13 protein-coding genes are annotated in these 12,466 nt (G+C 64.0%); 5 read left to right on the top strand and 8 right to left on the bottom strand.

From position 1 onward, the window contains the following. Positions 1–52: 52 nt before the first annotated feature. Entirely contained in the window at positions 53–634 is a 582-nt protein-coding gene (gene hpt, locus B4394_RS21065; protein WP_078311527.1) for a hypoxanthine phosphoribosyltransferase, read from the top strand. A 55-nt stretch (positions 635–689) separates the two neighbouring features. Here the strand turns inward: hpt and B4394_RS21060 are convergent, their stop codons facing one another. From B4394_RS21060 to B4394_RS21035, 7 genes are all read right to left on the bottom strand, one after another. Next, positions 690–1,298 (bottom strand): SIMPL domain-containing protein, encoded by a 609-nt coding sequence (locus tag B4394_RS21060; protein WP_078311526.1) that lies wholly within the window; start codon positions 1,296–1,298, stop codon positions 690–692. A 3-nt stretch (positions 1,299–1,301) separates the two neighbouring features. Further along, a complete protein-coding gene (locus B4394_RS21055; protein ID WP_078311525.1) occupies positions 1,302–2,051 on the bottom strand; it encodes an SIMPL domain-containing protein in 750 nt (249 codons plus the stop codon). A gap of 24 nt (positions 2,052–2,075) precedes the next feature. Continuing rightward, positions 2,076–3,107: a zinc-binding dehydrogenase gene (locus B4394_RS21050; protein ID WP_078311524.1), complete on the bottom strand. Its 1,032-nt coding sequence runs from the start codon at positions 3,105–3,107 to the stop codon at positions 2,076–2,078. Continuing rightward, complete coding sequence (locus B4394_RS21045) at positions 3,107–4,300, bottom strand: LLM class flavin-dependent oxidoreductase (protein WP_078311523.1); 1,194 nt, start codon at positions 4,298–4,300, stop codon at positions 3,107–3,109. Before B4394_RS21045 ends, B4394_RS21050 begins: the two co-directional genes overlap by 1 nt. Beyond that, complete coding sequence (locus tag B4394_RS21040) at positions 4,297–5,262, bottom strand: alpha/beta fold hydrolase (RefSeq protein WP_078316178.1); 966 nt, start codon at positions 5,260–5,262, stop codon at positions 4,297–4,299. Before B4394_RS21040 ends, B4394_RS21045 begins: the two co-directional genes overlap by 4 nt. Before the next feature lie 10 nt (positions 5,263–5,272). After that, positions 5,273–5,416, bottom strand: coding sequence for a hypothetical protein (locus tag B4394_RS25505; protein ID WP_170914968.1), 144 nt, complete (start codon positions 5,414–5,416; stop codon positions 5,273–5,275). A 239-nt stretch (positions 5,417–5,655) separates the two neighbouring features. After that, the gene (locus tag B4394_RS21035; protein WP_078311520.1) at positions 5,656–6,474 is read right to left on the bottom strand and encodes a Coq4 family protein; all 819 of its coding nucleotides are present in this window, start codon (positions 6,472–6,474) and stop codon (positions 5,656–5,658) included. Between the two features lie 62 nt (positions 6,475–6,536). Here B4394_RS21035 and B4394_RS21030 point away from each other — a divergent pair, with 62 nt between their 5' ends. Then, positions 6,537–7,199, top strand: a complete 663-nt coding sequence (locus B4394_RS21030; RefSeq protein ID WP_078311519.1) for a TetR/AcrR family transcriptional regulator — start codon at positions 6,537–6,539, stop codon at positions 7,197–7,199. Here B4394_RS21030 and B4394_RS21025 read toward each other — a convergent pair. After that, complete coding sequence (locus B4394_RS21025) at positions 7,196–8,764, bottom strand: substrate-binding domain-containing protein (protein WP_139360359.1); 1,569 nt, start codon at positions 8,762–8,764, stop codon at positions 7,196–7,198. The two genes, B4394_RS21030 and B4394_RS21025, sit on opposite strands and share 4 nt — an antisense overlap. A 205-nt stretch (positions 8,765–8,969) precedes the next feature. Between B4394_RS21025 and B4394_RS21020 the strand changes: the two genes are divergently transcribed. The 3 genes from B4394_RS21020 to folE all read left to right on the top strand — a co-directional run bounded on the left by B4394_RS21020 (position 8,970) and on the right by folE (position 12,464). Then, positions 8,970–9,395: a hypothetical protein gene (locus tag B4394_RS21020; RefSeq protein ID WP_078311656.1), complete on the top strand. Its 426-nt coding sequence runs from the start codon at positions 8,970–8,972 to the stop codon at positions 9,393–9,395. 161 nt (positions 9,396–9,556) lie between these two features. Then, complete coding sequence (gene ftsH, locus B4394_RS21015) at positions 9,557–11,848, top strand: ATP-dependent zinc metalloprotease FtsH (RefSeq protein WP_078316176.1); 2,292 nt, start codon at positions 9,557–9,559, stop codon at positions 11,846–11,848. Position 11,849: 1 nt separating this feature from the next. Beyond that, on the top strand, positions 11,850–12,464 hold the full coding sequence (gene folE / locus B4394_RS21010; RefSeq protein WP_078311516.1) for a GTP cyclohydrolase I FolE: 615 nt from the start codon (positions 11,850–11,852) through the stop codon (positions 12,462–12,464). Positions 12,465–12,466 lie beyond the last annotated feature (2 nt).

Raw genomic sequence — 12,466 nt, 5'->3', positions numbered from 1 at the left:
GCCAATGTCTCCGGCTTGGAGAGCTAACGCCCTCCATGGCACGCTATCGGTCGTGACCTGCGAACAGGATCAGGCATGTGGCGAGCAATATTGCGGCGACGTGAAGTCGGTGCTCCTCACTGAGGAGCAGATTCGCGCCAAGACTCAGGAGCTTGGCGCAGCTATCGGCGAGAAGTATCGCGACATCGAGGGTGACCTGCTGCTGGTGACCGTGCTCAAGGGCGCCGTCATGTTCGTGTCGGATTTGGCCCGGGCTATTCCGATCCCGACCCAGATGGAGTTCATGGCCGTTAGCTCCTACGGCTCGGCAACGTCGTCCTCCGGCGTGGTGCGCATTCTGAAAGACCTGGACCGGGACATCCAGGACCTGGACGTCCTGATCGTTGAGGACATCATCGATTCGGGACTCACCCTGAGCTGGCTCATGCGCAACCTCGCCTCACGCGGGCCGCGCTCGCTGAACGTGGTCTCGCTACTGCGTAAGCCCGAGGCCAAGAAGGTCGACGTCGACGTGGCCCTCGTCGGCTTCGAGATCCCCAACGAGTTCGTGGTCGGTTACGGGCTGGACTACGGCGAGCGCTATCGCGACCTGCCCTTCATCGGAACGCTGCACCCGCGGGTCTACACCGACTAACCGTCTTTGACGCTCTCCGCGTGGGCGCTCATCGTCTGACGGTCTTCGTGCGCGCTCATCCCAGCTCCCACGTCACGGTGATCTGGGTGCTGACGGTCTGCTGACCGGCCTCCACCGGTGGCCCACTGGCCGCCCGCAACATTGCGAACTCGGCACGCGGGGAGGGGTTGGAGTGGCCGCCGGTCTCGTCGATACGCAGGACCTTTCCGAGAGTGCCGCCGGAGAGGGTGGCGTACTGCTCAGCTCGGGCCTTGGCGTCGGCGAACGCGCGCTCACGCGCCTGCGTGGACAGATCGCTGCTGTCCTGCAGATCGAAACTGACCCCGGAGAGCTGTGCGGCTTCACCTCCCGCGGTGACCGCCTTGTCCAGAACGTCGGACACCTTCGACAGTTCGCGGACGGTGATCCGTACCGAGTTGTCGGCGGCGTACCCGGTGATCCGGTTGCCGTCGAACTGCGGGTGCACCGACATCCAGGCAGTCCGGACGTCTTCGGCCGCCACCCCAGAGTCGAGTACCGCATCGATCACCGCGCGAGCCTTGGCCTTCACCTCGGCCATCACCCCGGCGATGCGGCGTGAACGTACTGAAACGCCGACGGTGGCCATGAACACGTCGGGACTCCCGCTGGCCTCTCCATGGCCGACCACCGTGATGTCACCCATGGCCTAGTTCAGCTCCCAGATGACGCTTACCTCGAATGTCACCGTCTGCTGTCCGGGTTCCAGCGGTGGCGCGAATGAGGCGTCCGCCTGCATGGGGGCCCGCTTGCCCATCATCGGTGCGGGGGGAGGCACCGAGCCGTGGGACTCATCGATCCGCAGCACCTTGCCCAGCGTGGAGCCGGACAGGCCGGCGTACTGCTCGGCACGGGCCTTGGCATCGTTGAAGGCGCGCTCCCGCGCACCCTTCACCAGGTCGGCATCGTTGTCGAGATCGAAGCTGACCCCGGAGAGCCGTGCCGCGTCGCCACCGGCCTGCACGGCCTTGTCCAGCACGTCGGAAGCCTTCTTGAGATCGCGGACGTTGATGCGCACGGAGTTGGTGGCGTTGTATCCGGTAATACGCGCGGGACCGCCCTGCGGGTAAGTCTGTTCGGGCTGGATGGACAGCTCGTTGGTCTGTACGTCCTCCCGGGCCACTCCGGCCCGGACCACGGCGTCGATGACGGCCTGGGCCTTCTCACTGGCCTGAGACAGTGCGCCGGATACGTCCCTGGCGGTCACCGATACGCCTACGTCGGCGCGCAAGACGTCGGGTGCGCCCTTGACCTCGCCCTTCCCAATGACCGTGACGTTACGAGTCGACTCTGGGCTGCCGGTGGAATCGTCACCGCAGCCGGCGAGGAGAACGGCCATCGCCGCGGCGCCTGCCACGGCGGTTGTCCGGGTCAGTGCTTTCCGACTTAGTACCCGCATGTCACTTCCTGTCCTCCCCGACCTTTACGGCACCACCAAGATCTTGCAGTGGTGCCCCGGATTACCGAGATCGGCAAATGCCGAACCGACATCTTCCAGACCTACCTCACCCGTGACGAGATGTGCAACATCGATCTCGCCGTGTGCGATTCGCCGCAACGTTTCGGAGAACTCCGCAGCGTCATAGGCGAGGACGAATTGGAGCGCAACTTCCTTGGCGATCCCGAAGTACGGCGTGATGGCATCGGGCTCCATACAGACGCCGACCACCACCACCCGGGAGCTGTGCGGCGCGTCCCGCAGCACGTCGTTGAGGATGCCCGGCACCCCGACGGCCTCGAAGATCACCGGAGCGCCCTTGCCGACCCGGGACCAGGCCTCGAAGGTAGGTTCGGTGCTGGGGTCGACGACCTCGTGTGCCCCCATGAGCCGGGCCAGATCGCGCCGGGCCGGGGAGAAGTCAGCGGCTACGATCGGCTCGATGCCCAGGTTGTCCAGGGCGGCTATCACCGCTATGCCGACGGGACCGCACCCGATGACGATTGCTCCGGTGCCCGGCCGGATGCCTGATTTGTTGACGGCGTGCAGACCGACCGCCATCGGTTCGGTCAACGCCGCGTGCCGGGGGTCGAGGCCGTTGGGGATGGGCAGCAGCAGCGGTGCGCTCAGCAGCATCTGCTCGGCGTAGCCCCCGAGTGTGCTGTTGCTGTAGACGATGGGTTCGATTCCCTTGGCGGATAGCAGAATCGGAATCGAAGTGACTGCGGTTCCGGGTGCGGGAGCCTGCGTCCCCGGTCCCGCTTCGATCACTTCCGCGGCGAACTCGTGCCCCATGAAGACATCGGCGCCAAGGTCGACGCCGTCGGTCAGACTGGGCATGCCCGCCATCTGTTGTGACAGTTCGATGGCCTGGGCCCCGTGTTTTGCGAAATGCAGATCGGATCCGCAGATTCCACATGCGGAGACCTTGACGAGCACCTGGCCCTCGCCGGGCACCGGGTCGGCCACATCGTCCCGGTAGACCATCGCGCCGTTACGCAACACCGCTGCTCGCATCAGTTCGAGGCCTTCTGCGCTCGGTCGTTCTGATGTTCGCCGATGGCCTTGGCGACGGCCTCGCCGGCACGGCCCAGCAGCTCGCCACGCTTGGCCTGCGCCCAATCGTGCGAGACCTTGGCGGCGGTGAGTTGGCCGGTGAAATGCGGAATTACCTTGCGGGCGAACAGCTCATAGGATTTGAATGTTGCTTCCGGCGAGGCCCAGTCATGGCCGAGCATCAAGAAGGTGCCGAATCCACCCGATGTGTCGAGCAGATCCTGGATGTAGTCGATGGCATCGTCAGGCGTCCCGATGCAGCAATTGCCCTCGTCCACATAAGCCTTGACGAAATCACGCGGGTCCTGATGCGCACCGTCAACGTCATTCGCGAGCGGTAGCACTCCAACCGCGCCGAAGTAGTGTGCGTAATCCGGCAAGCCATATGTGCAATCCTCGATGGCCTGCTCGCGGGTCTCGGCCAGGTGCATGATGCCGAGCACTCGCCACGTCGACCGATCCGGTTCGGGATGGCCGTGGGCGGCCGCCTGCTCGCGTACCACCTCCCAGGCATTTTCCAGTGCCGCGAATCCGCCCGGGATAGACGCCGACAACGACAGCAGGCCCGCGCCGAGTTTCCCGGCCAGCCGGGGTCCTGACGGGGAAAACATTGCTGCGGTAAGGATTTCCGGATAGGGGTGGGTATAGGGCCGCAGCTGCAGCTGCGCGTCCCGAAGGGTGAACCAGGACGTTTCGCGGCTTATGCGTTCCTCCGGCGCCGCGCGCAGCAGTGCCATGATCGCTTCCAGCGACTCCTCCTGCATCTGACGCTGATCCACGGGGTCGATGCCCATCATGTACGCGTCGGTGGGCAGCGCGCCCGGTCCGGTGCCGAAGATGACGCGGCCTCGAGTGATGTGGTCCAACAGAATCCAGCGATCCACCACCATCAACGGATGGTGATAGGGCAGCGAGACCACCCCCGTGCCCAGTCTGATGTGCTTGGTGCGTTCGGCCGCGGTGGCGATGAAGACCTCGGGACAGGAGATCAGTTCGTAGCCGCCGGAGTGATGCTCACCGAACCATGCCTCGTCATACCCCAGGCGGTCCAGGGCTACCACTCGGTCTAGGTCGTACTCCAGTGCGGTGGTCGGATTTTGGCCGACGGGGTGAAACGGCGTGATGAAGGCGCCGAATCGCAGTGGGGCGCTCATCGCGCAACCTCGTGCAGGAATCCGAGCAATGCGGCATTGACCTCGTCCGGCCGCTCCTGCTGAATCCAGTGCCCGGCACCTTCGATCAGGATGTCACCCCGATTGTCGGTACGGTATTGCGCACTGCCCGCATGATCCGTGAAGCCGAGAACCGGGTCGGCGGTACCTGCGACGAATAGCGACGGCACAACTACATTCGCTCCGGCAAGCCGCTCGGTAAGCGCCCAGTTGCGGTCGAAGTTCCGATACCAGTTCAGTCCGCCGGTGAAACCGGTGCGGGTGAATTCTGCGATGTAGTGGTCTAATTCGGCCTGACTCAGCCATTCGGGAAGCTCGCCGGGATCGGCCATGCGCTCGATGAATCCGGCCGGTCCCGGTGCGATCATCGTCTCACCGTCGATATGGGCCATTCCGGCCATCATGCGCCGCATGGTGGCCGAGGGGTCGCGATTGAGGTCGGCATCGGCGACCCCTGGCTCCTGGAAGTACAGAATGTAGAAGAAGTTGTCGCCGAACAGTTTTTTCCATGCTTGCGTGGGAGCCGCCTGACTGCGCCGGGTGAAGGGCACCGAAAGACCGACAACGCCCTCGACGCGCTCGGGGACGGCGAGCGCGGTATGCCACGTGACGACGGCGCCCCAATCGTGCCCGACGAAGGTCGCCTTGCCCGCACCCACCTCGTCGAGAATGCCGAGCAGGTCATCGGATAGCGCTTCGATGTTGTAGTCGTCAATATGCGCGGGCGTACTCGATCTGCCGTAACCCCGCTGATCGGGTGCGATGACGTGATATCCGGCGGCGGCGAGGGCCGGAATCTGGTGGCGCCAAGAATATGCCAACTCGGGGAAGCCATGGGCCAGAACGACTACCGGCTGGCCAGGATCACCCGCCTCGACGATGCGCAGGTGCACGCCGTTCGTGGCGATGTCACGTTCCCGGATATCCACAGCGGCATCGGTCATGAGCGCATTCTCACCTTCTGAGGGCGGCCAACAGCGTTGTTGTCGCTTCTTCGCCGGAGAGGCTCATCAGCGTCGTGATTGCCACTAAACCACAACGCGCAATCGCCGACCAGGGATGCCGATTGTCGGTCACATCGGGATCGATGGCGTTCACCGCCCCGCTCGGCCATGGCGCGTTCGCGGGCGTTCAAATAGTAGACATTTCAGTGATTTTGTCACGCGATGTGAGTTGCTTTCGGACCGCGTTGGTGATGGCTGGGGGTTCCCCAGAGTGCGATCCGCAGGTGAAAATCATCCGGTGCTGGAAGAGGCTTGAGAGCTACTCGATCACGGAGTATCGACCACGGAAGTCACTGCTCTGTTGGGGGCGAATCATGGTGAAGTGGTGGCTTTTCAGGCAGCGACGGGTCCCGCGGTGAGGATCCGCTCGTAGTTCCATGGGGTCGGCGCCGTGATGGATGGCGGCGTCCATTCGGTGGTCCACCTACCCTGCGGATGGGCTACCTCGACTGGACTCACACCGAGGATCGACTGGGCCTCGCGATAAGGCAATTCGAGCAGCTCCTCCCAGGGAGCGGCCATCAACAGGTCGGCACGACGGCCGCGCTCCACCGCCTGGCGGTAGTAACGGAGTTTGAACGGCGCCGATGCGCCCGGCAGGGTGAGTGCGCCGAGCATGCCGAGCTTCTCCAATGGGCCCGCGGGTTCCATTTGCCCGCAATGGAATCCGATGTTGGCCATTTCGCCGGCGATGTCGGGACCGTAGCCGCCGATGGTGTGGAACATGTCGTGGAGGGCGGTGCCCCTCATGATCATGTAGTAAAAGTCCTCGTCCCAGTTGTTCTTCTCGGCGATCGGTCTGATGATCGTGGATTCACCAAAGACACCCGCGTCGAGCTTGTTGGTATTCAGGAACGACAGGTACGCGTGCCCCAGGCTGCCGAATGGCAGCGAGTTCAGATACTCCACGTCGTTCAGCACGGCGAGCAGGTCGGGTTTGTGCTTGAACAGCTTTCGGCCATTCGGATGGGCACGCACCTGATAGTAAGCACGTGCGAAGACGGGTGCTTCCATCCCGAGGAACGCCTCGTAGATGTCGCCGTGGTACTTGGCGTCGATCAGCATGCGCCAAGCCTTCAGCCAGGGGGTCCATGTCGCGCGGTCTGGTACGACACCGCCGGGATTAGAGTATTTGACCAGGTTGTTCGGCATGCAGCCAATAATAGGCAGATCTAGTGAAGTGTCAATATATTGTTTGAGGAGGCGGCTAGGGGATGGCTCGCAAAAGTGAGGGCGAGAGTAAGGCTCCCCGCGGCCGCGGTAGACCACCTGGAGGCGGAAATACCGCAGAGCAGGCACAGGCCCAGCTTCTTGATGCCGCGGAGCGGCTGTTTGTCGAGCGTGGGTATGGCGCATCCACCATGGAGGCCATCGCACGGGAGGCCGGATACAGCCGCGCGGTGGTGTACCGGCATTTTCGGAACCGGGACGACCTGATGGATGCCCTGGTGGTCCGCGCGACGATGAGCGAGATCGCCAAGATGATCGGCCGCCTCATCGTGCTGAAGGACCTCGCCGAAATCATCCCCGAGTCGATGGTGATCGTGTCGGTGGAGGTCGGCGCCAATCCGTTACTGCGGGTGCTTGCCGACCGCGATGACCACGGGACCGTCGCATCGTTAATTGTCAACGCCCCCCATCTCATTGACCTGCTGACATCCCTGTATGCGGGTGCCTTCAGTACCCGGATGGCGGAGGTGCGCGCGGGTGTACGGCCCGAGGATGCGGCACGGTACGTGCTGTCCGTCGCGTTGTCCCTGCTGCTCGGGCTTATCCCGGGAACCGACAACCCCGAGCAGGTTCGGCGCTATGTCCGAGTTTTTGTGCTGCCCACACTGCTCGCAAACCCGCCGGAGCCGGAGGACGTCTTCGTTTAACGTGCGGTTGTGCGAGCTCTGATGAGATCGGTCACGATGTTGGGGATCTCATCGGCGCTCCGCGCGACCCTGCTGGCCCCGCCTGGGGTGGCTTCCGAAATCTGTTTGAGGACATCAGCATCCGCATCCTCGGTGATGCCGAGGGTGATGAGCACGACGGGGCGTGCCGGGTCTTGTTCCTTTTTCAAGGTGGCAAGCAGCCGATCTAGGGAGATGCCGTTCGGGTCCTCGTTCGCGCCGTCGGTAATGATCACCACGCTGTTGATGAAGTGCGGGTCGTACGTGGACTGGACCTTGTGGAACGCGGCGAGAGTGGTGTCGTACAAACCGGTTCCACCGCCGACGAGGGAGTCCAGACCGCGGCCGTCGTCGAGGAGGAGCTGGCGTTGGGTCTTGTCGCCCACCTTCTCGCTGAGGGTGCGAAGGGGCTGCAGCTCTCTCCAGTCCTGGCTAGGTCCGCCCTTGTCGATAGAGAAGACCCACAAGCCGATCTGAGCGTTCTCCGGGAAGAGGGGCAGCCCGTTGTCGATCGCCTGACTCAGCAACGCCACGCGTGACACCGGCCCCGCGGGGGCCCGCATGGACCCTGAGACGTCGAGTACGGCGAGCATGCGGGAAGGCAAGGCCAGCACCGCATATCGGCGCATCGCTGTGTCGAATGCGGTCAGGTCATTCACGGTGAGCGTCTCCACCGCGCCCACGCCCTTCCCGTCTAGCGGGGCGAAGTCCGGCCCCCGGAATCCGGCGTTCGTCAACGCATCCGCGCCTCCGCTGCCGGAGAGGCGCTCGGCGAGTGCCTCTCCGGCCTGTTTGGCCTTGGCATGCCGATCGTTGGCGGATTCGGTGACCGCTATCGGATAGTTCAGGGCCAGTGTGCCGGTTGTTGGGACAACGGCGGTGAGCAATGCGCCCGGGTGCTTGTCGTTGTAGTCCAGGAGCTGTTGTTCGGTCGAAATCGCCAGTCCGCCGGTCTTTGCCACCTCGCCGAGACGTTCCTCGGCGCTGCTCTGCCGAGTGTTTGTCAGCTGCGCCTGCGCGATCGGAACGAGCGCCGCGGTGATGGCGTTGGCATCGCTCTTGCCCTGCTCGGCCTCAGCAAGTGCTCCCAGCACCGGTCCCGCGGCCACGGTGTCCTCCAGCGGATTCCCGATCCGCAGCCCGGGCTGTTTCAGAACGCTCAGCCATGAATCAAACGTCGGCGCCTCGCCCTGTTTGGCGACCACCACCACGGGAGTCCTGGCCAGGGACTGGCTTGCCGAATCCAGCGGAGACCCGGTGGTGCGCATCTGCTTCACCAGCCAGATAGAGGAATCGGGGAGCCACAGTGCGGGCGCGCCACCGGGCTTGCCGATTGCCGCCGCCGTCGCCGCGGAGGCCTTCGCGTCCACGGTGATTCTTGTGCAGCGCAGTTCCTTGGCGCTCGCGCCGTCAGCCACCTCTGATATGACCGGAGCGATGGCCGGGTCGGCGGCGACGGTGAAGGTATCGACATCTCCGCATCGGCCGGACAGCTTCGTGAAGGCGAACACCCCGAGCCCTCCGAGCAGGAGGGCGATTGCCGTCAGCGCAATCCACTTGGACAGTTTCGAACCACCCGAACGCTGTCTTCTGCGATTGCGTTCACTGTGGCGACCAGGCATGACCGGACCTCTTCGTTCTCGGCGGCACGCAGACTCGGTGCCCGCGCTCGTGAGGCTCGGGCGATAGTACCGTGAACAAGATCACTGTCTGGAGGGCTGAGCAGGCAGTTGGCGGTCATCAAGGGGAGTCATGCGGGCTTGGGTGGGTCTGGCGGTATGCGCACTATTAGCTGGGTGTTCCCTTGATTTCGGTCCGACGGACGTCGAGGTGCCCGTCGAGGAGGCAGAAGCCTTTGGCCGGATCGACATCCCTGCTGGATTGCAGGTGCTCAAGGTTCGGATGGATCACGGTATCGACACCCGCTACCGCGTCGCGTTGCGTGTCAGCGAGCGGGATGTGGCGACGATTCTGCGGAAGTCGACGTTCACCGCGCCTTTTCGCCCCGTGAACAACCCGTCCTCGATGACGGTCATCGCGGGTCCTCCGTTATCCACCGCAACGAACGTCAAGGAGGCTCAAGACCACGTGGAAAAGCCCTGGGTGTATCGCGACATCGTCCAAGACATCAGGTCACCTGACGAGGTATACCTGCACATCAGCCTCTTCAACACCTAGCCCCGCGACAGGCCCGGGCACTACCTCCGTTTTCTCCGTGGGCGTAGTGCGCGCCACAGATGCGAACATGCAGGTGAGGTAGCCTGAGAGTTCATTATGTATGCCTATGGCCTGCCCCATGACGACGGAAGGACCGGGCCGCTGACCGCGGCCGACGCTGTATGAACCGGACAAACGTGTTTCGCACCCTGGGCGTCATCGTGGTGGTGCTGCTGCTGGGGTGGTCGTTCTTCTACTTCGGCGACGACACCCGCGGCTACAAACCCGTCGACACCACGGTCGCGATCAAGCAGATTGACACCGACAACGTCAAGAGCGCCCGCATCGACGACCGCGAGCAGCAGCTGCGGCTGGACCTCAAGTCCGGAAACGGCGATACCGAAGGCAAGGACAAGGTCATTACCAAGTACCCGACGGGGTACGGAGTGCCGCTGCTGGAAAAGCTGAACGGCAAGGGTGCGACGGTCAGTACGACGGTGAACCAGGGCAGCATCCTCGGATCGCTGCTGCTGTACCTGCTGCCGGTGATCCTGCTCGTGGTGCTGTTCTTCGCGTTCAGCCGCATGCAGTCCGGCGGTCGTGGCATGGGCTTTGGTTTCGGCAAATCACGTGCCAAGCAGCTGTCCAAGGACATGCCAAAAACCACCTTTGCCGACGTGGCCGGGGTCGATGAGGCCGTCGAAGAGCTTTACGAGATCAAGGATTTCCTACAGAACCCGTCGCGCTATCAGGCGCTCGGCGCCAAAATCCCGCGCGGCGTGCTGCTCTACGGTCCGCCCGGCACCGGTAAGACGCTGCTAGCTCGCGCGGTCGCCGGTGAGGCCGGTGTGCCGTTCTTCACCATCTCCGGTTCGGATTTCGTGGAAATGTTTGTGGGCGTTGGCGCTTCACGTGTGCGCGACCTCTTCGAACAGGCCAAGCAGAACAGTCCCTGCATCATCTTCGTCGACGAGATCGACGCCGTCGGACGTCAGCGCGGCGCCGGTCTGGGTGGTGGGCACGACGAGCGCGAGCAGACCCTCAACCAGCTGCTGGTTGAGATGGATGGCTTCGGCGACCGGCAGGGTGTCATCCTCATCGCAGCCACCAACCGTCCCGACATTCTCGATCCGGCGCTGCTGCGCCCCGGCCGTTTCGACCGGCAGATCCCGGTGTCGAGCCCCGACCTGGCCGGCCGCAAGGCCGTGCTCAAGGTCCACTCGGCGGGCAAGCCGTTCGGTCCCGATGTCGATTTCGACGGTCTGGCCAAGCGCACCGTGGGCATGTCCGGTGCCGATCTCGCCAACGTCATCAACGAGGCCGCGTTGCTCACTGCGCGTGAGAACGGCACCGTCATCACGGCCGCCGCGCTGGAGGAATCGGTAGACCGGGTTGTCGGCGGTCCGCGCCGCAAGGGCCGCATCATCAGTGAGCACGAAAAGAAGATCACCGCTTATCACGAGGCCGGACATACCCTGGCCGCCTGGGCGATGCCCGATATCGAGCGGGTGTACAAGGTGACCATCCTGGCGCGCGGTCGCACCGGCGGTCACGCCATCGCGGTACCCGAGGACGACAAGGGCCTGGCCACCAGGTCCGAGATGATCGCGCAGCTGGTGTTCGCCATGGGTGGCCGCGCCGCCGAGGAACTCGTGTTCCGTGAGCCGACCACCGGCGCGGTGTCCGATATCGAGCAGGCGACCAAGAAGGCCCGCGCCATGGTCACCGAGTTCGGTATGAGCGCCAAGCTCGGTGCCGTGCGATACGGCACCGAACATGGCGATCCGTTCCTGGGGCGCACCATGGGCACCCAGCCCGACTACTCGCACGAGGTTGCGCGCGAAATCGATGAGGAGGTGCGCAATCTCATCGAGGCCGCGCACACCGAGGCGTGGGCCATCCTCACCGAGTACCGAGATGTGCTGGATACCTTGGCCGGTGAGCTGCTTGAGAAGGAGACCGTGGTCCGTAAGGAACTCGAGGAGATCTTCAAGGATGTCCAGCGGCGTCCACGACTGAAGATGTTCGACGACTTCGGGGGCCGGATTCCGTCCGACAAGCCACCCATCAAGACCCCGGGCGAGCTTGCCATCGAACGTGGCGAACCCTGGCCGCCCCCGGTCCCGGAGCCCGCGTTCAAGAAGGCCATCGCCGAGCAGGCAGCGGCGGCCGCGCCCGCAAACGGGGCACCGGCGGTGCCGAGCGGTCCTGTGCCGAATGGTCAAGGTGGCCAACCTGTTCCGGCGGGAACCCACCCTGGTCAGGCTCCCGGTGCCAACTACGGTGCCCCTGCCGGCTGGTACGCGCCGGGCTGGCCTCCGCAGGGACAGGCCCCCTACCCCCCGCCGGGATACCCGCCGCAGGGCCACGCCCAGTACCCGCCGCATGTCCAGCAGCCCTACCCGTATCCGGTGCCCGCTCCACATCAGCAGTCGGCACCCGCCCCGGATGAGGGCAGCGAGAGTAAGAGCTGACATGAACTCGCCCGAGACGGCCGAGTACAACGGCCAGCCGACCGGTCACGTCTTCGACCAGGCACGTGCCGAGGCCGCAGTCCGTGAACTGCTCTATGCCGTTGGTGAAGACCCGGACCGAAATGGGCTGGTGGATACCCCGGCCCGCGTGGCACGCGCCTACCGGGAGATATTCGCAGGTCTATACACCGATCCCGACACGGTACTGAACACCACCTTCGACGAACAGCACGACGAGTTGGTGCTGGTGAAATCGATACCGATGTACTCGACCTGTGAACATCATCTGGTGTCTTTTCACGGCGTTGCACACGTCGGATACATCCCCGGCCAGCACGGCCGGGTGACTGGACTCTCGAAAATCGCTCGTCTGGTTGACCTTTACGCAAAACGGCCCCAGGTGCAGGAGCGGTTGACGGCGCAGATCGCCGATGCGCTGGTGCGCAAGCTCGAGCCGCGCGGCGTGATCGTTGTGGTCGAGGCCGAGCACTTGTGTATGGCCATGCGCGGCGTGCGCAAGCCCGGGGCGACGACCACCACCTCCGCGGTGCGAGGCCAGTTCAAACGTGACGCCGCCTCGCGGGCCGAGGTTCTCGACCTGATGATGAGGGCATGATC

Origin of the sequence: Mycobacterium sp. D16Q16 (assembly GCF_002013745.1) — a bacterium.
Taxonomy (GTDB): Bacteria; Actinomycetota; Actinomycetes; order Mycobacteriales; family Mycobacteriaceae; genus Mycobacterium.
This window is presented reverse-complemented; position numbering and strand designations above follow the sequence as displayed.

Coding starts and splice junctions, on each gene's coding strand:
- B4394_RS21045 (WP_078311523.1), bottom strand. CDS start 4,300: ATGAGCGCCCCACTGCGATTCGGCGCCTTCATCACGCCGTTTCACCCC.
- B4394_RS21055 (WP_078311525.1), bottom strand. CDS start 2,051: ATGCGGGTACTAAGTCGGAAAGCACTGACCCGGACAACCGCCGTGGCA.
- ftsH (WP_078316176.1), top strand. CDS start 9,557: ATGAACCGGACAAACGTGTTTCGCACCCTGGGCGTCATCGTGGTGGTG.
- B4394_RS21050 (WP_078311524.1), bottom strand. CDS start 3,107: ATGCGAGCAGCGGTGTTGCGTAACGGCGCGATGGTCTACCGGGACGAT.
- B4394_RS21030 (WP_078311519.1), top strand. CDS start 6,537: ATGGCTCGCAAAAGTGAGGGCGAGAGTAAGGCTCCCCGCGGCCGCGGT.
- B4394_RS21060 (WP_078311526.1), bottom strand. CDS start 1,298: ATGGGTGACATCACGGTGGTCGGCCATGGAGAGGCCAGCGGGAGTCCC.
- B4394_RS21040 (WP_078316178.1), bottom strand. CDS start 5,262: ATGACCGATGCCGCTGTGGATATCCGGGAACGTGACATCGCCACGAAC.
- B4394_RS21035 (WP_078311520.1), bottom strand. CDS start 6,474: ATGCCGAACAACCTGGTCAAATACTCTAATCCCGGCGGTGTCGTACCA.
- folE (WP_078311516.1), top strand. CDS start 11,850: ATGAACTCGCCCGAGACGGCCGAGTACAACGGCCAGCCGACCGGTCAC.
- B4394_RS21020 (WP_078311656.1), top strand. CDS start 8,970: ATGCGGGCTTGGGTGGGTCTGGCGGTATGCGCACTATTAGCTGGGTGT.